The organism is Mesorhizobium sp. Arg314 (assembly GCF_053714275.1).
The window spans coordinates 159,692-176,815 of sequence record NZ_JBSKBP010000008.1; the positions used below are offsets into that span (position 1 = coordinate 159,692).

Consider the following 17,124-nt stretch of genomic DNA (forward strand, 5'->3'; position numbering starts at 1 on the left):
TGGGAGACGATAGCCATGTCCAGTGAAAGCGACCGTGTCGCCAGGGCCGGCAATTATGTCTTCGGCCTGATGAACGACAGGGAACGCACCCGCGCCGAGCGCGACCTCGAGATCGATCCCGCCTTTCGCGACACGGTGCTGCGGCTCGCCGAGCGCTTGCGCGCCCTTGATCCCGCGGCGCCCGACGGACACGACAATCGCTGGGGGTTGGTCACGCAACGCCTTGCCGAATTACCGCAGATGCAGACGCGCCTTGCCGGCATTGCCGCCCCCGAGGCCGAACCGCCGCCGTTGATGATCCACCGGCTCGAGCGCAAGCCCTATGGCGTCGGCCTGCATTCGCTTGGCGGCAGGCTTGGTTTCGCCATCGCGCTTGCCCTGCTGGCCGCGTTTGCGCTCGGCTATATCGCCGGCACGCTATAGGTCACGCGACATCAGAAGCATCGGCCCGCCGTCCTGCTCGAAAGTCTCGACTGCCGACCAGCCAAGCGCTTCGTAGAACCCGCGCGCTTGCCATGTGTAGAGGTAGAGTGTGCCGACACCAGCCGTGGCGGCATGGGCTTCGGCGGCTCTGACCAGCGCCGTGCCGACACCGCCGCCGCGATGTGCCTCCTCGACGATCAGCCCGGCCAGCCATGGCGTCAGACTGTGCGGCGAACTGATTTCTTTGCGGACGAGAAGGCAGCTCCCGATCGGCTGGCCACGGCCGCGGGCGACGAAGGCTGCCTCAAATCCATCGCCGGCTACCAGTTCGCGCAGCCCGGCCACGTCTTCGTCGAGTGTCCGGCCGGTGCCTTCGAAGAAAGCCTCTAGGCGAAGCCGCGCGATCACCTCGATGTCGCCTTCGGCCATGGCTTCGACTATCGGCGGCATGATCCCAACTCCAAAACAAAACCGCCGGGCGTTGGCCCGGCGGTTCAAACCTTGCTTCAGCTGCCGATCAATAGGGGCAAGCCCGATCAATAGGGGCAGGCATTGTCGGTGGTGTAGTCGTGCACCTGGACCTTGCCGGAGATGATGTCGGCCTTGGCCTTTTCGACGGCCGCTTTCATGTCGTCGGTCACCAACGCCTTGTTGTTGTCGTCCATGGCGTAGTCGACGCCGCCTTCCTTGAGGCCCAGATTCTGGACGCCGCCCTTGAAGGTGCCATTCTTGCCGTCCATGAAGGCGTTGTAGACGGCCACGTCGACGCGTTTCATCATCGAGGTCAGCACCTTGCCGGGCTGCAGGCCATTCTGGTTGGAATCGACGCCGATGCCGAGCTTGCCGGCATCCGCGGCAGCCTGCAGCACGCCGACGCCGGTGCCGCCGGCGGCCGCGTAGACCACGTCGGAGCCCTGGTCGATCTGCGTCTTGGCGATCTCGCCGCCCTTGGCTGGGTCGTTCCAGGCGGCCGGCGTGTCACCGGTCATGTTCTGGATGACGTTGGTGGCACCTGCCGACTTGGCGCCGCCGACATAGCCGCACTCGAACTTGCGGATCAGCGGGATGTCCATGCCGCCAACGAAGCTCACCTTCTTCGATTTCGAGGCCATCGCCGCCATGATGCCGACGAGGTACGAGCCTTCGTTCTCTTTGAATACCAGCGAGCGGACATTGGGCAGGTCGACGGCATCGTCGATGATGGCGAAGTTGAGGTCGGTATACTCGGCCGCGACCTTCTTCAGCGCATCCTCCCAGGCAAAGCCCGCCATGACGATCGGATTGCGGCCGTCCTCGGCGAAGCGGCGCAGCGCCTGTTCGCGCTGCGAGGCGTTGGAGACTTCGAATTCGACGTAACCCACGCCGGTTTCGGTCTTGAATTTCTCGGCGCCGTGATAGGCAGCCTCGTTGAAGGATTTGTCGAACTTGCCGCCCAGATCATAAAGGATGGCCGGTTGCACATCCGCGGCGAAAGCCGGAAGAACCATTGCGGTTGCGGCCAGAAGGCCGAGAACGATACGTTTCATGTGATCCACACCCTGTAGGTTATTTTTCCGTTTTGCGCCGCCTGCCTGCCCGGTTCTCCGGCCGGCTTGCGACGCCAGGCAGGAAGTGTTTGCCCCTCCCGCTCGCGGTCAATCTGGCACGGCGCGAAACAAAATTCACGTGGAATTTTGACCTGTTGGAAAAAGCGGGTACCGGCAGTCCGGCCCATCTGTGCTCGACTGCTTCAGGGACTTGGAGCGAATTTCGCGCCGCGGCGCTTGCGCCGGTAGCCGACGGCGTAGAGCAGGAAGGCAAGCACCGCGAACACGGCAAAACCGGGTTGCGCAAGCACCAAGGCGACGGCGCCGTCCCAGACCAGAGGGCTTGCCTTGGCGCGCACGAAGGTCTCGAAGGCTGCGCGGGTATCCGGCGAGACCGCCAGCCAGCTTGCGTTGAGCGGCGTCATCACCAGCGACGAGGCGGCGACCGAGCGTGTCGTGTCGGTCACCGCCATGATGACGGAAATCGACAGCGCAACCATGGCTGCCAGCCGAAAGATGAAACGCAACATCCACGCTCTCCCCGGGAACGCTCCCGTCTACCCCGCAATCGACATAGAGTGTGCATAGTTCCCGCGCAATCGCGACCGATGAAATTAACGGGTCCGCGCAGGTCTGCGCCGGTTGACCCGCCAGATGGCGAAAATGCCGCCGGCGATCGCGCCGACGATCAGGCCTCCCAGGCCGACGAAAGCCGCGAAAAATCCGCAGGCGCCCTCGAAGCAGCTCATATGGGTCAGGTCCGCGATCAGCGAGCCGGCGAAGAATCCGGCGCAGGCGCCGATCGCGCCGCCAAGGATGATGCCGAGCAGCGCGGCAAGGATCGAGACGAAGACCGGCGGCCGTTCGGTCTCCGGGTTGGCGTAAACCGTCTCGGCGCCGGCGCCGCGGCGCAGGAGATAGATACAGAGCAGGCCGATGGCGATCTCGGCGATGGTGAAACCCAGCGCCTCGGCCGAAAAGACGAAGTCGGACATGAGCAACACATAGGCCTGGCGCACGAGGAGCCAGATGATGATGGCGATTTGCCAGATCGTGTAATGGCGCGGGAAACGGGCGGACCGGTTGAAGGCAAGACCAAGCAGGTACAGCCCCCACAGAATGGTGATGACGCCGCCGGTAAGGCCGCCATAGATCAGGAAGAAGACGTTATCCGGCAGGCTGAAGTCGCCGATCAGCCGCCAGTTCGAGATCAGGCCGTATGCCGACAGGCCCATGACGATGACGAGCCACCCCACCGGGATGAAGGAAAGCCCGCTATCCGGCCGCCCCGCGGGTTGCTGGTCGATCGACGCCATGCCAGGACGATGCCCCTTGCCCAAGCTATTCCAGGAAAGCGCGCAACGGGCTTTCCGTCAGGAATTGCAAAAACTGAACCGTCAATTCCAGGGAAAGCTCGCAACCGTTCCAACCGGGATTGCATGAAAACAAAGATTCGCGGCAGTCGACAGCCGGGCGGAGCCGAAGTCAAGCATCGCCGGCCGGAGGCGTCCGGCCTGTGCACATCATTCGAACGCATCGGCCCCTCCCGTGCCCCGCCTTTGCGCCATCCACGGCAAAAGCCGCCGCAATGCCATTATGGCTTGGCATTCGCTTTCGGATCGACTAGATGAGCCCCCGCGACTGTTTGCCTAGACGGCTAGCGGTGCAGGGAAGGGTTGCCCGCCGGTTGAAGGCACACCAGTTAGTCCGTTGAGGACTTCCCATGGGAGCATCTCCCCAACCCGCGCGGCGAAACCGGCCGCGCGAGATGCTAAGGACGGAGAGGTGGCCGAGTGGTTGAAGGCGCACGCCTGGAAAGTGTGTTTACGGGAAACCGTAACGCGGGTTCGAATCCCGCTCTCTCCGCCAGATTTTTGATAATAAGTAAATTATTTCAGATAGTTAGGTAACTCATAGAGGCGCTTCAAGGTCGACGCATCGTTAGTCTGTGTAACAAACGGTCAGAATCCGCATAGTCCGCCATGGCGTCGCTCAACATCGAGGAGGTCAGCGTCCTGTTTGGGGCCGCAAACGGACTGCCTGCTTTCGGGTTATTTGGTTGAAAACCCGATCTTCATCGCGACCGCGATCGCCGAAGCGGGCGATCGAGAGAAGATGATACGGCGGGCTCGAGGCCAACAACAAAGCGCTATCGATCAAGAGGCGGAAATCATCGGTTGACGTCGGCAAGCCCTCGAATGCGTGCTAACGACCATTTCACCCGAGGACTGACCCGTGGCTCCTTGCTCTCCCGAGAATTCCCCCAACGGGATTCTGCCGAAGGTCCATCCGGCGTGCGAGGGGCACTCATGTCGCGTAGAGTGCTCCTCTGCTGGCGCGACTCGAATGGCTTAGGAAAGTGGGCGGTAGTGGTGAGCTTTGCAGGGGGCCAGGACGGGTGCCAACCCTGTGCGAGGATCCTCCAAGGGGTGTTTGCCTTGGCGTCTTCCCAGCACATCGGCGAGCAGAAGTAGTACCGCACCGGGCGACTATTAAATAGGCGGCTGCATGCTATGCATATCATGTAGAACCTCATTGTTCAGCCGGATGGACCAGCCGGGCGCTTTTGGTCGCAGAACCGAACGTCCCGCGGATTCACTGGAGCGGCCTGGGCTGCCATATATGGCGTTCGGTCTGTAGCTCCGGGCAAGCTACTCCTGAAACCCCGTTAGGCGAGCCACGGCCGATCCGTGGCCCGCCTGTCGATCACGCTTGCAACGCAAGAATTCCTGTCTCAGCGGGCTCCGCGCAGGATTCAGCCTGATGCGGTTCACTGATCCGGAACCACGCGACATAGAGAGCCGGCAGGAAGATCAGGGTAAGAACCGTCGCGACGGCGAGGCCGCCGATGATGGCGAAGGCCATTGGCCCCCAGAAGACAGTCGGCGCGATCGGCACCATGCCGAGTGTCGCGGCGGCCGCCGTGAGCAAGATCGGACGTGTCCGGTGCAGCGCGGCTGTGACGACGGCGTCCCACGGATCGGCGCCGGTCCTCCTTTCAGTCTCGATCTGATCGATCAGGATGACCGAATTGCGCGCGATCATGCCGGTCAGCGCCAGCACACCCAGGATCGCGACGAAGCCGAGCGGAGCTTGTGCAAGCAGCAGGGCCGCCACCACGCCGATGATGCCGAGCGGAGCAACACTCAAGACCAGGAACATGCGCTGGAAGCTCTGTAGCTGGAACATCAGGATCGTCAGCACAAGCAGACCCATCGCCGGCAGCACCGCCATAACCGAAGCTTGGGCTTTGCCACTCTCCTCCACCGAGCCGCCAGTCGAGATGTGATAGCCGCTCGGAAGCGCCGCCACGAGTTTGCCGAGTTGAGGCTCAAAGGCCTTGACGGCCGTTGCCGGCAGCACACCAGGCACCACATCGGCCTGCACGGTCAGGGTTGGAACACGATCGCGCCGCCAGACGATTGGGTATTCCTGGGAATAGTCAAAGGTTGCGATCTGCCTTAGGGGAACCACCCGCCCGCCCGGGAGCGGGATCTGCAATGAGCGAAGCGATTCAAGAGAGGTCCGCTCCGTCTGCTCGGCGCGCGCGACCACGTCGACCAGGTAAATATCGTCGCGAACCTGCGTCATCGTCGTGCCGGAGACAATGGCATTGAGCGCGGTCGCCACCACGGCGGAGCTAAGGCCCAGCTGTCTCGCCTGGTCCTGGTCGACGCGGACACGCATAACCCGTGATGGCTCGACCCAGTCGAAGTTGACGTTGCGGAGGCCCGCCGTCTTGCCCAGGGCATCGGCAACCTGCAGAGCAATGGAGCGAACTTGGGACGGGTCTGGTCCGTCCACTCGGTATTTCACCGGCCAGCCGACAGGGGGACCGAGTTCCAGCGGATTGACACGCGCGACGACCTGCGGGAACCGCGTCGCCAAAGCCTTCTCGAGACGCGCGCGAACCTGCTCACGTTCCTTAAGTCCTTTGGTGACAATGACTGACTGCGCGAAGAACGGATTCGGTAGGGCTACGTCGAGCGGCAAATAGAAGCGAATGGCGCCCTGACCGACATAGGTCGAGAAATGCTCGACGTCAGGATCGGCGGCCACGATCTCATCGAACTGTTGCACGACCTCGTTTGTCGCAAGAATCGAGGCGTTGTCTTGCAGCTTCAGATCCACCAATAACTCAGGCCGATCGGAGGACGGAAAGAACTGCTGCGGGATGAGATTGGCTCCGGCCAGGGCTGCAGCGAAGAGACCCGCGGTCACAAGGATGGTGATCCATTTGGCGCGCATTGCAGCCAGCAGAGCACGCTTGAACAAGCGCATCGGCGCGCTCAGCATTTCACTATGCGAATGCTTTGGCTTTCCCAGGAGCGCGACGCCCACGACAGGGGCAAAGAGGCCCGACACCACCCAGGAAGCGATTAGAGACAGCGCCACCACGGCGAAGAGCGAGAAAGTGTATTCGCCCGCGTCGCTGCGCGCAAAACCAACTGGCACAAAGCCAGCGACGGTGACGAGCGTCCCGGCAAGCCGCGGCATGGCAGTCGAAGCGTAGGCGAAGACGGCCGCGGTCGGCTTGTCGTCGCCACGTTCGAGACGGCTCACCATGGTCTCGATGGTGATCATGGCATCGTCGACCAACAGGCCGAGAGCGATGATAAGGGCGCCAAGCGAGATACGCTGAAGGTCGATGCCCAAGGCCAGCATTGCCGCGAATACGATCGCAAGGACCAGCGGAATCGAGATCGCGACAACAGAGCCTGCGCGGAAGCCGAGGCTCAAAATGCTCACGACGAGGACGATGGCGATCGCTTCCCACAGCGCTTCCATGAAGTCGCCGATTGCATGACTGACTGTCTCTGGCTGGTTCGCGATCATTGTGGGCTCGATGCCGACCGGCAGGTCCTTCCTAAGTTCCTTTATCGTTTCTTCGACGTTGCGACCGAGCGCCAGCACATCGCCGCCGTCGCGCATAGAGATCCCGAGGCCCAGGCCAGGCTTGCCGTTGATGCGAAAGATCGGATCTGGCGGGTTGGCATCCTCGCGGCGCACTTGAGCGATGTCGGCAAGGCGAATGATGCGATCGCCCACGGCGAAGTTGACGGCGAGGATATCCTTCTCGGATTTCAGCGCGCCGCTTACCTGCAATTTGATGCCTTCCTGATCGGTGACGATCTCACCCGAGGGAACCACGACGTTTTGGGCCTGCAGCGCTGTTGTCAGAGCTTCCGCGGTAAGGCCGTAGCCCGCGAGCTTTTGAGGCGAGAACTCGATGTAGATGCGCTCAGGCTGCGCGCCGATCAAATTCACCTTGGCGACGTCGGGCACCTGCAAGAGCCGAGAACGGACGCTTTCCACGTAATCTCGTAGCTCGCGGTTGGTGTACCCGTCGGCGGTAAAACCATAGATGATGCCGTAGGTGTCGCCGAACTCATCATCGGCTACCGGGCCGATCACGCCCTGCGGCAAGGTCAGCTTGATGTCTTCGATTTTCTTGCGCACCTGATACCAGGTATCCGCCACCGTCTTCGGTGCCGTCGATCCCTTGAGGTACACGAAGACGGTGGACTCGCCGGCCTTGGTGTAGCTCTTCAGGTAGTCGAGATAAGGTGTTTCCTGAAGTTTGCGCTCCAGGCGCTCGGTTACCTGGTGCAGGGTGTCGTCGAGCGTGGCGCCAGGCCATCTCGCCTGCACCACCATGGTCTTGATGGTGAAAGTGGGATCCTCGTTGCGCCCCAGTTGCAGGTAGGCCCCAATGCCAAGGACCAGGACAGCGAGCATCAGATAGTAGACGACCGAGCGATGCGCGAGCGCCCAAGCGGAGAGATTAAAGCGGCTCATTGGGAACCTCCCAGCAGCCGGACGTTCTGGCCGGGCCGCAGCGCATGCACGCCGGCGGTCACCACGATTTCGCCGCTCTCGACCCCCCGCGATATCACGATGCGGGAAGAATCCTGTCGAAGCAGGTCGACGGTGCGAAGCGAGACTTGCTGCGTTTTGCCGTCGACGATCCAGACCGCCGGCCGGTCCCCTGCCGTCGTCAGGGCGGTTGCTGGCAGCTCTATGCCGCTCGCTACCTGCATATGCGTCTGACCGGTCACCGTTGCCCCAAGGCGCATCGCCTTCGGCCAGGCGCTGAGCCCAACTTTAACCCGATAGCTGCGGGTGACGGGATCGGCCTGTGGCGCCACCTCCCGGACCTGGCCAACGGCGCGCACCGATGGATCATCGGTCAGCGCGATGTCGATCGACGCGTCCGGGGCGACCTGGCGCATGAGGCTCGCGGGCACGTCGAATACCGCGTCGGCACCGTCACCGTGCGCGACCGTGACAATCGTCTGACCTGCCCTGACAACCTCCCCGGCCTCCGCACCGGTGGCGATCACGGCGCCGGACGAGTCGGCGACCAGTTTGGTGTAGCCGAACTGGTCCTGGGCCGTGTGCAATACGGCCGCCGTAGAATCCACCTGGGCTTTCGCGTTAAGATATGCCCTCTCGGCGGCATCGAACTGGGCCCGGGTGGTCCAGCCCTGCCCGAGCAGTGTCCTTTGACGCTCCAGGGTGTTGGCGGCTTCGTGGAGGGCCGCTTGCGCTGCTTCGTTCTGCGCCTGTGCGGCATGCAGCCCATCCTGCTGGGGCTGCGGATCGATTTCGGCGACAACGTCGCCCGGCTGGACCACCTGCCCCACACTGGCCTTGCGGCCAATCATCCGGCCGTCGATGCGGAAAGCAAGGTTCTCCTCGGTGCGTGCGCGGACGTGGCCCGTGAGCGACACGGGCTCCCCTTCCGTGCTGGCCGAGGCGACCACGGTCCGCACAGGGCGGGCCTCCGGTGGTGGCGGCGGCGCGGACGCACCAACGCACGCAAAGACGGCTAATCCCAAGCAGGCAATCGTGGATGCGGACTTCATGACAGACCCTCTGTTGTGGCCAGTCCGATGAAATTCGTCGCTGGCCCCGACAATTTCCGGCTTGCTTATATACATTCTTGCATGTATGTAAATAGGGAAAGTCGTGGATGTATGTAAAAATTGACGCAGAGGAAGGATTCACATGAGACGCACCAAGGCCGAGGCCGAACAGACACGCGAGGCCGTCTTGGCTGCGGCCATCGACGTCTTCCTCGAGCGCGGCGTGACCCGTGCTACCCTGGAACAGATCGCAAGTGCCGCAGGCGTAACGCGCGGGGCCGTCTACTGGCATTTCCGCGACAAGCAGGAGATATTCGCTGCGCTGGAGCGGCGAGCCAACATGCCGAACGAGGAGTTTGGCGACCGGCTTACGGCTCGCCTCGCCGGTCAGCCTGATCTTGATCCATTGCGCGAGCTGGCCGACGCAATCCGGGAGGGGCTGCAGGCATTCGAAACCCATCCGGAACGTTCCCGCATCCTTTCAATACTCTGGCTGCGTTGCGAATATTCCGAGGACATGCTGCCGGTGGTTACGCGTCAGCGGGAAGCGGACTTGGCGCTGCAGAAATTGTTCGAGTCCGTGATAGCACTCGCCGCAACCCGCGGCCGGCTCGCGCCTACCTTCTCACCAGAATTGGCCGCGCGCGCGCTCCTGCTTTTGGTCAATGGCTCGGTTCTCGATTGGCTCCGCGCTCCCGCACAGTTCGAGCTCACAGCAAGCACCATGCCAATGGTGGCCGGGTTTCTTGAGGCAATCAGCACGCCAAAAGCGCAACCAGCGGCCGATCAGGCGCGGCTTGCGTTGTTCCTCGGAGTATAACAATGACAGATGCGGTCAGCATTCGCGAGGTCAAATGTGCGAAAGCGGTACGTACCCGCCGCCGAGCACATGATGGCGAGTGGGCCTCTGACGGCCCCGTCGATAGTCGTCAGCCACGGCTGGTTGAGCAGCTGATTCTTCAAACGGATTCCACGATGCCCGGACGAGGCAACACCCGCGACTACACCGACAAGATGCTGCTCGCTGCTCTGCAGGAAGCGCAGACGACGGTACGCGCCTATGACACAAAGGCGCAAATCGTCGGCGTGGGCTACATCCTGGCGCTAAATCTGGTGCTCCATTTCGGCGATCTCCTGCCGACGCACGCGCCTCTCGGGCCACTGTTCTTCGCAGGCGTCTGGGGCGTTCTCATCATGCCGATTCTGCAGTTCGGGCAGGTGATTCACCCGAGCCGGGCCCGCGCGGAAAAGCATCTTGTCGCGAAGAAGTTCTGTGGCTCCGAGCAGCGCGTTTATTATGTCGACCCCAGCACATTCGCCAATCTCGGGGATTTCGTCCGCGAGGCGCTAACCTCCGATTGGACCTCGGTTCTTGCCGCCGAACTGCTCAAGGTGTCTCGAGTCAGGATCATCAAGCAGACGCGCTTCCGGCGCGCGCTGATGATGACCGTGGTCGCTTTCATCGTCCTCGCAGCCGATCAGTTTCTGCGCAGTCTGGCCGTCGTCCGATGAGAAGAAAACGTCACGCCTGGCCGGGGCTGAGGTTTCGTGTGCGTTGGTGGCGAGGCCTGCTTGTTCCCGCGATGCTGAGCCTGCTGATCGGCTGCGCCACTCGACCCGAAAACGTCTTTCAACCTCTCCCCTTTGCCGCCAGTGATGCTGCCCACGTCGACATGCTGGTCGCGACGACGCGCAAGCCATCGGACGATCGCGGCCAGCTCTATAGTGGCGATCGCGGAGCGGCGATCTCGCTCAACAGGATAGTCGTCTCCATTCCTCCCGACCGGAACCGCACGGTCGGAGAGATCCAGTGGCCTCTGCTCGTGAAAGCCGACCCCGAAAAGGAGTTTGCGGTACTCAGTGTCGACAAAATCGCTTCGCAACGCGCAGTTCTCGAGTGGGTTCGCAAGAATCGCAACGGCAAGCGGAAGGTGCTTATCTTCGTGCATGGCTTCAACAACACATACGCCGAGGCCGTCTTCCGCTTCGCCCAGATCGTTCACGATACCGGAACCGATGCAGCGCCGATTCTCTTCACATGGCCGTCGCGCGGGGATCCATTCGACTATCTCTATGACAAGGAAAGCACCAACTACTCACGGCGCGCCTTGGAAGACCTGATCCTCCAGGCCACAAGAAGCCCCGACGTCGCCGACGTGACGATCCTGGCTCACTCAATGGGCGCATGGCTGACGGCCGAGGCGCTGCGCGATATCGCCATGCGCGATCAGACCATCCCGACGAAAGTTAGGAACGTGGTTTTCGCGTCGCCGGATATCGACATCGACGTGTTTCGCCGTCAGTTCATCGAGATGGGCGCGACCCGACCGCATTTCACGATCTTCACGTCGACCAACGACAAGGCCCTGCAGGTCTCCCGGCTGCTTTCGGGAGGAGTTCGACGCGTCGGTGGAACCGATCTGAGGCCATACGCTTCCGTGCTCGAAGAGCTTGGCGTTTCGGTTATCGACACCAGCGACGTCACACCCCGCGATCCACTCGGCCACAGCGCGTTTGCCGATACCCCCGGCATTGTGCGCCTTCTTGGACAACGGCTGGCAGGACAAAGCCTGGCCGGAGAAGAGGCGACTTATGCGGATAAGATCGGGGTGGCGACCGCCAATTTTGCCGGTTCGGCAGCGCGGGTGGCCATTGCTGCCCCAGCCGCGGTCATCAGCCCCAAGGCTCGCGAGATTTTGAAACGGGAGCTTTCCTCAAAAGGGGGCCAGATAGTGGACGGGCAGATTTCCTACTGAATGTCGAGCGTGGCTGCATGCGAATTAGTGATCCGAGCATACCGTTGAGAGTGAACGATGGCCCTTTTCAGCATTGCGAGGAATGATCCTTTAGCCGATGAAAGATTGCCGATCATTCGAGCCGGCACGGCGGCGTGTCGCCGGTATGGGCCGTCGAAAACGACAGTCGCCGACATCGCTCGACTGCTTGGAAAATCTCCCGCAACGCTGTATCGAACATTCCCCTCGAAGGCGGAGATATGGGACGCCATCGCAGCGGATTTCTATGAAAGTGACCTCTGCTTCGAGCCATCCAGTGCAGGCCACTTGACGCGCGCAACAGAGCAACTGAAAGAAACAATGCTTGGCCACCATCGCTTGCTGCTGAAGGCCCAGCAGAGCGAACCGCAAATGTACGGTCTGATTGCCCTCACCGCGAGCAGCAACTGGCCGTCGTACAGACAATATCGAAATCGGCTTCAGGGCCTCGTGGGAGAGCTTATTCGCGCCGGCGTTGGCGCAAAGGAGTTCCAACGGACAGATCCGCGCGCTGCCGCCTCCTGCTTATGCGCCTCGCTCGTCGTCTTGTGGGACCCCAGACTTGTCAGTGCAACGCCTCCGAACCATTGCGAGATTTCAGCTCAGGAACTCGTTTCCTTCGCGATTGATGCGTTGCGGTGACTGCGTAGGCGCCTGTCGATCATGCGAAATAGGCCCACGGGCAGCACATGCAATACACTGACCTCTGCCTTGCTGGAGTTCCGAGTTCCAACAGTTAGGTCGTGCTTGCGGTTAAGTGGCGTTAATCCGCGTCCAGGAACGGTGTAAATTCGGGCGGAGCAGTTGCGAGCAATGGGACGACCACTCAGCAAACTAGCTGTCGCAACAGATAACAAGGATGCGGAAGCTCAGTCTGCTATTGGAGGATACGAAGCTGATCTCAACGGCAGATATGCGCGCAAAGCTGCCATTCCTCACGCGCGAGCAGCTGGATACCGGCCAATGGCGGCCCGCAAAAACCTGCATAGGCTTGGGACCAAGGCGCTGCCTGTCCAGGCGAGGTTGATCGGATTGAGAGGCCCGCCCCTGTAGCATTTACTTCTACCGATCATGGATCGTTGTCGCGGCCGCGTAACAAACTGCGTAACACACGTCACGAAAAGATTAAAGTTTTCAATGCTATAGCGACAAAATCGAATCCCGCTCTCTCCGCCATTTGCCGACGATTGCACGCCGCGGCGCGATGTTCTGCGAAAATTGCTACCTAGCACCGCCGATTGCCGCAGGGGCTTGGCACGCTCTATGCCATATTTGGCGCGTCCGGGCGGCGCGCGCCGGCCCGTATCGGCAACCGCGCGATCTCCCACCCCGCTTTTTCCTCGGCGATGCGGATTTCATGAGCGCTTTGCAGGTTGAGCCAGAACTGCGGCTCGGTGCCGAACCAGTGCCCGAAGCGCAAGGCAGTGTCGCCGGTCACGGCACGCTTGCCGGCGATGATCTGGCTGACCCGGTTCGGCGGCACATCGATCTGCCGCGCGAACTCGGTCGGCGTGACGCCCAACGCGTTCAATTCTTCCTTCAGGACTTCGCCGGGGTGAACGGCTCTCATGAACATGGCCTGACCTCCTTTCCTCAGTGATAGTCCAAGATTTCAACATTGCCCGGCCCAATCTGACCGTCCGGCCATTCGAAACAGATGCGCCATTGCTGGTTGATGCGAATGGAGTATTGTCCGGCACGATCCCCCTTGAGCATTTCCAGCCGGTTTCCCGGCAGGGCGCGAAGCGTATCGAGCGAGAGCGCCGCGTTCAGGATCGACAGCCGCCGGGCGGCCTGATCTTCAAAACCCTGAAAAGCTTTGACGAACTCCCCCTTCGCAAACTGCTCCGTCATTTTGTCTCGATAGCTCAGGATCATGCATCGTCAATCCTAGAAAAATTGACGTTGTACGTCAAGCGTCAGTCACCGCGCCGGCAGGCCTATCCGCAAGAACGACCCCATGACGCAGAGTGACCACGCTATAACCAATCGCATAGGTGCCACGGGCGCACGTCGTCTCTCAGATTCGAACATGGCCTACGGCGTAAGGTTCGAACTGCGACAACACATTTTTCGGCTCTGTCCTTCCTGTTGCGCGGTACCGATAGCGTCGCGACGATTCCAAGCCATGCGGCACACGCGCTCTGCGACCTTGGAATATTTGCAGCGTCGCCCTGCCCACTGCCATTCCCACGCTATGCGTTTGGTGTGAGTTGGCGTTTTGATACCGTCCGAAACCCGCCTGCCATGCAGATACGAGATTTGATTATCGAGACATTCGAGGCTCACGAGAGGGCTATGGCGTAGACGAATTGCCCGTCTTCATCGTTCGTGGTCCGCCAGTCAAACAAGCGCTGTAATTGATGATTGACCTGACGCTTTTTCAGTGCCTTGCCATCTTAATCTCAAAGCATCGCTAGCTTCTTTTAATTCACTTTCTGGGCGAGAGATAGGCCAGCTGCCGCCCACCAGGCGCTGAACGCCTGACGAAGCTGTCAGCCCTGCGGATGGACCTGCGGCAGAGCCGCGTCGAGCGAGCGTTCGAACGCATCGACCAGCGCGTCGATCTGCGCCTCGGTGATGATCAGCGGCGGGCAGAAGGCAATCGCGTCGCCCATGTTGCGCGAGATGACGCCGTTCTGTTGCAGGAAGCCGTTGACCAGTGCGCCGAGCGCCGCTGGCTTGCCCCAAGGCGCCTTGCTTGCCTTGTCTGCCACAAGCTCGACTGCCGCGATGAGACCGACACCGCGCACTTCACCCACCAGCGGATGCGAGGCGAGCTTGCGCAGCCTTGCCTGCAGATGCGCACCGACCTTGCTTGCATTGCCGACAAGGTCACGCTCCTCGATCAGCTTGATGTTCTCAAGCGCGACGGCCGCGGCGACCGGATGACCGCCGCCCGTGAAGCCGTGGCCGAAAGTGCCGATGCGGTCGCTCTCGTCGGCGATCGGCTCGAACACATGATCGTTGATCAGCAGCGCCGAGATCGGCAGGTAGGAGGAGGAGATCTGCTTCGACAGCACCATGATGTCGGGCTTCATGCCGAAGGTCTGCGAGCCGAACATCTCACCGGTCCGGCCGAAGCCGCAGATGACCTCGTCGGCCACAAGCAGGATGCCGTATTTCGACAGCACCGCCTGGATCTTTTCCCAATAGCCGGCGGGCGGAACGACGACACCGCCGGCGCCCATGATCGGCTCGCCGATAAAGGCGGCGATCGTTTCAGGCCCTTCGGCAAGGATCAGCTTTTCCAGATCGTCGGCGAGCCGCGCGGAGAATTGTTCCTCGCTCTCGCCGGGCTCAGCGTCGCGCCAGTGATGCGGCGTCGACGTGTGCAGGATGTTGGCGATCGGCAGGTCGAAGGAAAGATGGTTGTTGGGCAGGCCGGTCAGGCTCGCCGAAGCGATGGTGACGCCATGATAGCCGCGCTTGCGGCTGATGATCTTCTTGCGCGCCGGCTGGCCGAGCGCGTTCGAGCGATACCAGATCATCTTGATCGCGGTATCGCTGGCCTCGGAGCCGGAATTGGTGAAATAGGCCTTGCTCATCGGCACCGGCGCCATCTGCACCAGCTTCTCGGCCAGGTCGATCAGCGGTGAATGCGCCTTCGAGCCGAAGTCGTGATAGAAGGGCAGCTTCGACATCTGCCTTGTCGCCGCTTCGACCAGCCGCTTTTCCGAGAAGCCCACGGCAACGCTCCACAAGCCCGCCATCGCCTCGATATAGCGGTTGCCGGCGATGTCCTCGACATAGATGCCGTCGCCCTTTTCGATGACCAGCGGACCGGTTTCCTGATGCTTGCGGGCGTTCGTATAGGCATGCAGGTGGTAGCGGATATCGCGGGCTTCGGGCGAATTCGGTCTGACGTCCATCATGGTGGCTCCAGTTGCAGGCGTCCAAAGCGGAAATAGGACGGGGCTTCCTCGTTGAGAAATCCGAAAGTTCCGCCTTGCATTGTGGCGGTTGATGCCTCATCGCGCAGGCTGATCGCAAGGGCCGTGATGTCGAGATCGATAGCGCCAACAAGCCTCGACCTGTCGCGGCAACGATGGTGCAGCAGGATCAGAGCATGGAACAAGTCGATTGCATCATCGCGGGCGCTGGCGTGGCTGGTCTGGCCATTGCGAGCAGATTGGCCGCGCAGGGCCTCGATACCCTGATCCTCGAGGCCGCGGACGCCATCGGCACCGAAACGAGTTCACGCAACTCCGAAGTCATCCACGCCGGCATCTATTACCCGCAAGCCTCGCTGAAGGCCCGTCTGTGCGTGGCGGGACGCGACATGCTCTACCGCTACTGCGCCGACCGTTCGATCCGCCACCGTCGCTGCGGCAAGCTGATCGTCGCGACCGACGAGACACAGGAGCCGGTGCTGGCCACCATTCGCGCCAACGCCGCGGCCTGCGGTGTCGGGGACTTGCGATCCCTCTCCGCCATGGAGGCGCAAGGATTGGAACCGGCGCTGCATTGCACCGCGGCGCTGCTCTCGCCCTCGACCGGCATTGTCGACAGCCACGGGCTGATGCTTGCCCTGCTTGGCGATGCCGAGGAGAGCGGCGCGATGCTCTCGCTCAACACCCGCATCGTCTCCGGCCGTGTCGAGGCGGGCAGGATCGTGCTGCGGACCATGGACACGGCGAGCGGCGAGCAGTTCGAGATTGCCGCATCGCGCCTCATCAACGCGGCCGGCCTCGGCGCTATCGCCTTGGCAGGCTCGCTCGAAGGGTTTGGCCGGCAGTTCCTGCCGACGCTTCGCTACGCCAAGGGCAATTATTTCTCGGTTGCCGGGCGCGCGCCCTTTTCACATCTTGTCTATCCCGTGCCCGAGCCCGGCGGGCTCGGCGTCCATCTTACCCTCGACCTTGCCGGCACCGCCCGTTTCGGACCGGACGTCGAGTGGACGGACACTCTCGACTATCGCGTCGATCCGGCGCGCGGCGAGCGCTTCTATGCCGCGATCCGCAAATACTGGCCCGATCTGGCCGACGGCAGCCTGCAGGCGGCCTATAGCGGCATCCGGCCGAAACTCTCCGGCCCGGGCGACGCCAACAGCGATTTCGTCATCCAGGATGCCGCGACGCACGGCATCGACGGCCTGGTCAACCTGTTCGGCATCGAAAGTCCCGGCCTGACCTCCAGCCTGGCGATTGCCGATCAAGTGGCACGCATCCTCACGCCGGCGACGCGTTGACCGACAGCCAGAGGCAGGCAAGCTTCGAACCTGCTTTCCAACCCCTAATCCTTCGCGCAGCACGAGGTTTCGCCGTACCGGGGATTGGCCACGCTGCGCCGCAAGAACGGCGCGGCGTGGGATCGCGAAACGATCGACGTCGAGCCCAGGTCCGTTTATCTCATGGCCGGCCCAGCACGAAACGAGTGGGAACACAGCATCCCGCCGGTCGAACGACACCGCTATTCCGTCACCTTCCGGACAATACGCGCCTCTTGAGTTGCCGCATCGACGACTATCCGGGAACCATCGTCCGGTCCGGAGGGTTGTGTCGTCAGATTTCCAGATGGAAAGGAAAGACG

The 17,124-nt window shown here is 61.8% G+C and carries 16 protein-coding genes and 1 tRNA gene; 8 read left to right on the forward strand and 9 right to left on the reverse strand.

Features of this window, described 5'->3' with window-relative positions; genetic code table 11:
- The first annotated feature begins 15 nt into the window (after positions 1 to 15).
- A complete protein-coding gene (locus tag ACWGS9_RS11270) occupies positions 16 to 423 on the forward strand; it encodes a hypothetical protein (protein ID WP_454505311.1) in 408 nt (135 codons plus the stop codon).
- Here ACWGS9_RS11270 and ACWGS9_RS11275 read toward each other — a convergent pair.
- The 4 genes from ACWGS9_RS11275 to ACWGS9_RS11290 all read right to left on the reverse strand — a co-directional run bounded on the left by ACWGS9_RS11275 (position 418) and on the right by ACWGS9_RS11290 (position 3,265).
- Complete coding sequence (locus tag ACWGS9_RS11275) at positions 418 to 873, reverse strand: GNAT family N-acetyltransferase (RefSeq protein WP_454505312.1); 456 nt, start codon at positions 871 to 873, stop codon at positions 418 to 420. The two genes, ACWGS9_RS11270 and ACWGS9_RS11275, sit on opposite strands and share 6 nt — an antisense overlap.
- A gap of 86 nt (positions 874 to 959) precedes the next feature.
- Complete coding sequence (locus ACWGS9_RS11280; RefSeq protein ID WP_454505313.1) at positions 960 to 1,949, reverse strand: BMP family lipoprotein; 990 nt, start codon at positions 1,947 to 1,949, stop codon at positions 960 to 962.
- A 203-nt stretch (positions 1,950 to 2,152) separates the two neighbouring features.
- Positions 2,153 to 2,479 (reverse strand): hypothetical protein, encoded by a 327-nt coding sequence (locus ACWGS9_RS11285; protein ID WP_454505314.1) that lies wholly within the window; start codon positions 2,477 to 2,479, stop codon positions 2,153 to 2,155.
- A gap of 84 nt (positions 2,480 to 2,563) precedes the next feature.
- A complete protein-coding gene (locus ACWGS9_RS11290; protein WP_454505315.1) occupies positions 2,564 to 3,265 on the reverse strand; it encodes a hypothetical protein in 702 nt (233 codons plus the stop codon).
- A 463-nt stretch (positions 3,266 to 3,728) separates the two neighbouring features.
- Here ACWGS9_RS11290 and ACWGS9_RS11295 point away from each other — a divergent pair.
- Both ACWGS9_RS11295 and ACWGS9_RS11300 read left to right on the forward strand, forming a co-directional pair.
- Positions 3,729 to 3,818: transfer RNA gene (locus tag ACWGS9_RS11295), tRNA-Ser, on the forward strand.
- Between the two features lie 150 nt (positions 3,819 to 3,968).
- Positions 3,969 to 4,130, forward strand: a complete 162-nt coding sequence (locus ACWGS9_RS11300; RefSeq protein WP_454505316.1) for a hypothetical protein — start codon at positions 3,969 to 3,971, stop codon at positions 4,128 to 4,130.
- Positions 4,131 to 4,655: 525 nt separating this feature from the next.
- Here the strand turns inward: ACWGS9_RS11300 and ACWGS9_RS11305 are convergent.
- Positions 4,656 to 7,748, reverse strand: a complete 3,093-nt coding sequence (locus tag ACWGS9_RS11305) for an efflux RND transporter permease subunit (RefSeq protein ID WP_454505317.1) — start codon at positions 7,746 to 7,748, stop codon at positions 4,656 to 4,658.
- Entirely contained in the window at positions 7,745 to 8,818 is a 1,074-nt protein-coding gene (locus ACWGS9_RS11310; RefSeq protein ID WP_454505318.1) for an efflux RND transporter periplasmic adaptor subunit, read from the reverse strand. Before ACWGS9_RS11310 ends, ACWGS9_RS11305 begins: the two co-directional genes overlap by 4 nt.
- 142 nt (positions 8,819 to 8,960) lie before the next feature.
- On the opposite strand from ACWGS9_RS11310, the gene ACWGS9_RS11315 reads away from it, so the two are divergent.
- The 4 genes from ACWGS9_RS11315 (at position 8,961) to ACWGS9_RS11330 (ending at position 12,234) form a co-directional block, all read left to right on the forward strand.
- The gene (locus tag ACWGS9_RS11315; protein ID WP_454505319.1) at positions 8,961 to 9,638 is read left to right on the forward strand and encodes a TetR family transcriptional regulator; all 678 of its coding nucleotides are present in this window, start codon (positions 8,961 to 8,963) and stop codon (positions 9,636 to 9,638) included.
- 2 nt (positions 9,639 to 9,640) lie between these two features.
- Positions 9,641 to 10,330 carry a hypothetical protein gene (locus ACWGS9_RS11320; protein WP_454505320.1) on the forward strand — a complete coding sequence of 230 codons (690 nt, stop codon included), beginning with the start codon at positions 9,641 to 9,643 and terminating at the stop codon, positions 10,328 to 10,330.
- Between the two features lie 71 nt (positions 10,331 to 10,401).
- On the forward strand, positions 10,402 to 11,574 hold the full coding sequence (locus ACWGS9_RS11325; protein ID WP_454505321.1) for an alpha/beta hydrolase: 1,173 nt from the start codon (positions 10,402 to 10,404) through the stop codon (positions 11,572 to 11,574).
- 57 nt (positions 11,575 to 11,631) lie between these two features.
- A complete protein-coding gene (locus tag ACWGS9_RS11330; RefSeq protein ID WP_454505322.1) occupies positions 11,632 to 12,234 on the forward strand; it encodes a TetR/AcrR family transcriptional regulator in 603 nt (200 codons plus the stop codon).
- Between the two features lie 619 nt (positions 12,235 to 12,853).
- Here the strand turns inward: ACWGS9_RS11330 and ACWGS9_RS11335 are convergent.
- The 3 genes from ACWGS9_RS11335 to ACWGS9_RS11345 all read right to left on the reverse strand — a co-directional run bounded on the left by ACWGS9_RS11335 (position 12,854) and on the right by ACWGS9_RS11345 (position 15,464).
- On the reverse strand, positions 12,854 to 13,168 hold the full coding sequence (locus ACWGS9_RS11335) for a HigA family addiction module antitoxin (RefSeq protein WP_454505323.1): 315 nt from the start codon (positions 13,166 to 13,168) through the stop codon (positions 12,854 to 12,856).
- Between the two features lie 17 nt (positions 13,169 to 13,185).
- The gene (locus tag ACWGS9_RS11340; protein ID WP_454505324.1) at positions 13,186 to 13,470 is read right to left on the reverse strand and encodes a type II toxin-antitoxin system RelE/ParE family toxin; all 285 of its coding nucleotides are present in this window, start codon (positions 13,468 to 13,470) and stop codon (positions 13,186 to 13,188) included.
- Positions 13,471 to 14,087: 617 nt separating this feature from the next.
- The gene (locus ACWGS9_RS11345; protein ID WP_454505394.1) at positions 14,088 to 15,464 is read right to left on the reverse strand and encodes an aspartate aminotransferase family protein; all 1,377 of its coding nucleotides are present in this window, start codon (positions 15,462 to 15,464) and stop codon (positions 14,088 to 14,090) included.
- A gap of 197 nt (positions 15,465 to 15,661) precedes the next feature.
- On the opposite strand from ACWGS9_RS11345, the gene ACWGS9_RS11350 reads away from it, so the two are divergent.
- Complete coding sequence (locus tag ACWGS9_RS11350) at positions 15,662 to 16,783, forward strand: NAD(P)/FAD-dependent oxidoreductase (protein ID WP_454505325.1); 1,122 nt, start codon at positions 15,662 to 15,664, stop codon at positions 16,781 to 16,783.
- The last annotated feature ends 341 nt before the right edge of the window (positions 16,784 to 17,124 follow it).

Excerpts from the sequence above, each read along its gene's own strand:
- ACWGS9_RS11270 (WP_454505311.1), top strand. The coding sequence starts at position 16 with ATGTCCAGTGAAAGCGACCGTGTCGCCAGGGCCGGCAATTATGTCTTC.
- ACWGS9_RS11275 (WP_454505312.1), bottom strand. The coding sequence starts at position 873 with ATGCCGCCGATAGTCGAAGCCATGGCCGAAGGCGACATCGAGGTGATC.
- ACWGS9_RS11280 (WP_454505313.1), bottom strand. The coding sequence starts at position 1,949 with ATGAAACGTATCGTTCTCGGCCTTCTGGCCGCAACCGCAATGGTTCTT.
- ACWGS9_RS11285 (WP_454505314.1), bottom strand. The coding sequence starts at position 2,479 with ATGTTGCGTTTCATCTTTCGGCTGGCAGCCATGGTTGCGCTGTCGATT.
- ACWGS9_RS11290 (WP_454505315.1), bottom strand. The coding sequence starts at position 3,265 with ATGGCGTCGATCGACCAGCAACCCGCGGGGCGGCCGGATAGCGGGCTT.
- ACWGS9_RS11305 (WP_454505317.1), bottom strand. The coding sequence starts at position 7,748 with ATGAGCCGCTTTAATCTCTCCGCTTGGGCGCTCGCGCATCGCTCGGTC.
- ACWGS9_RS11310 (WP_454505318.1), bottom strand. The coding sequence starts at position 8,818 with ATGAAGTCCGCATCCACGATTGCCTGCTTGGGATTAGCCGTCTTTGCG.
- ACWGS9_RS11315 (WP_454505319.1), top strand. The coding sequence starts at position 8,961 with ATGAGACGCACCAAGGCCGAGGCCGAACAGACACGCGAGGCCGTCTTG.
- ACWGS9_RS11320 (WP_454505320.1), top strand. The coding sequence starts at position 9,641 with ATGACAGATGCGGTCAGCATTCGCGAGGTCAAATGTGCGAAAGCGGTA.
- ACWGS9_RS11325 (WP_454505321.1), top strand. The coding sequence starts at position 10,402 with ATGCTGAGCCTGCTGATCGGCTGCGCCACTCGACCCGAAAACGTCTTT.
- ACWGS9_RS11330 (WP_454505322.1), top strand. The coding sequence starts at position 11,632 with ATGGCCCTTTTCAGCATTGCGAGGAATGATCCTTTAGCCGATGAAAGA.
- ACWGS9_RS11335 (WP_454505323.1), bottom strand. The coding sequence starts at position 13,168 with ATGTTCATGAGAGCCGTTCACCCCGGCGAAGTCCTGAAGGAAGAATTG.
- ACWGS9_RS11340 (WP_454505324.1), bottom strand. The coding sequence starts at position 13,470 with ATGATCCTGAGCTATCGAGACAAAATGACGGAGCAGTTTGCGAAGGGG.
- ACWGS9_RS11345 (WP_454505394.1), bottom strand. The coding sequence starts at position 15,464 with ATGGACGTCAGACCGAATTCGCCCGAAGCCCGCGATATCCGCTACCAC.
- ACWGS9_RS11350 (WP_454505325.1), top strand. The coding sequence starts at position 15,662 with ATGGAACAAGTCGATTGCATCATCGCGGGCGCTGGCGTGGCTGGTCTG.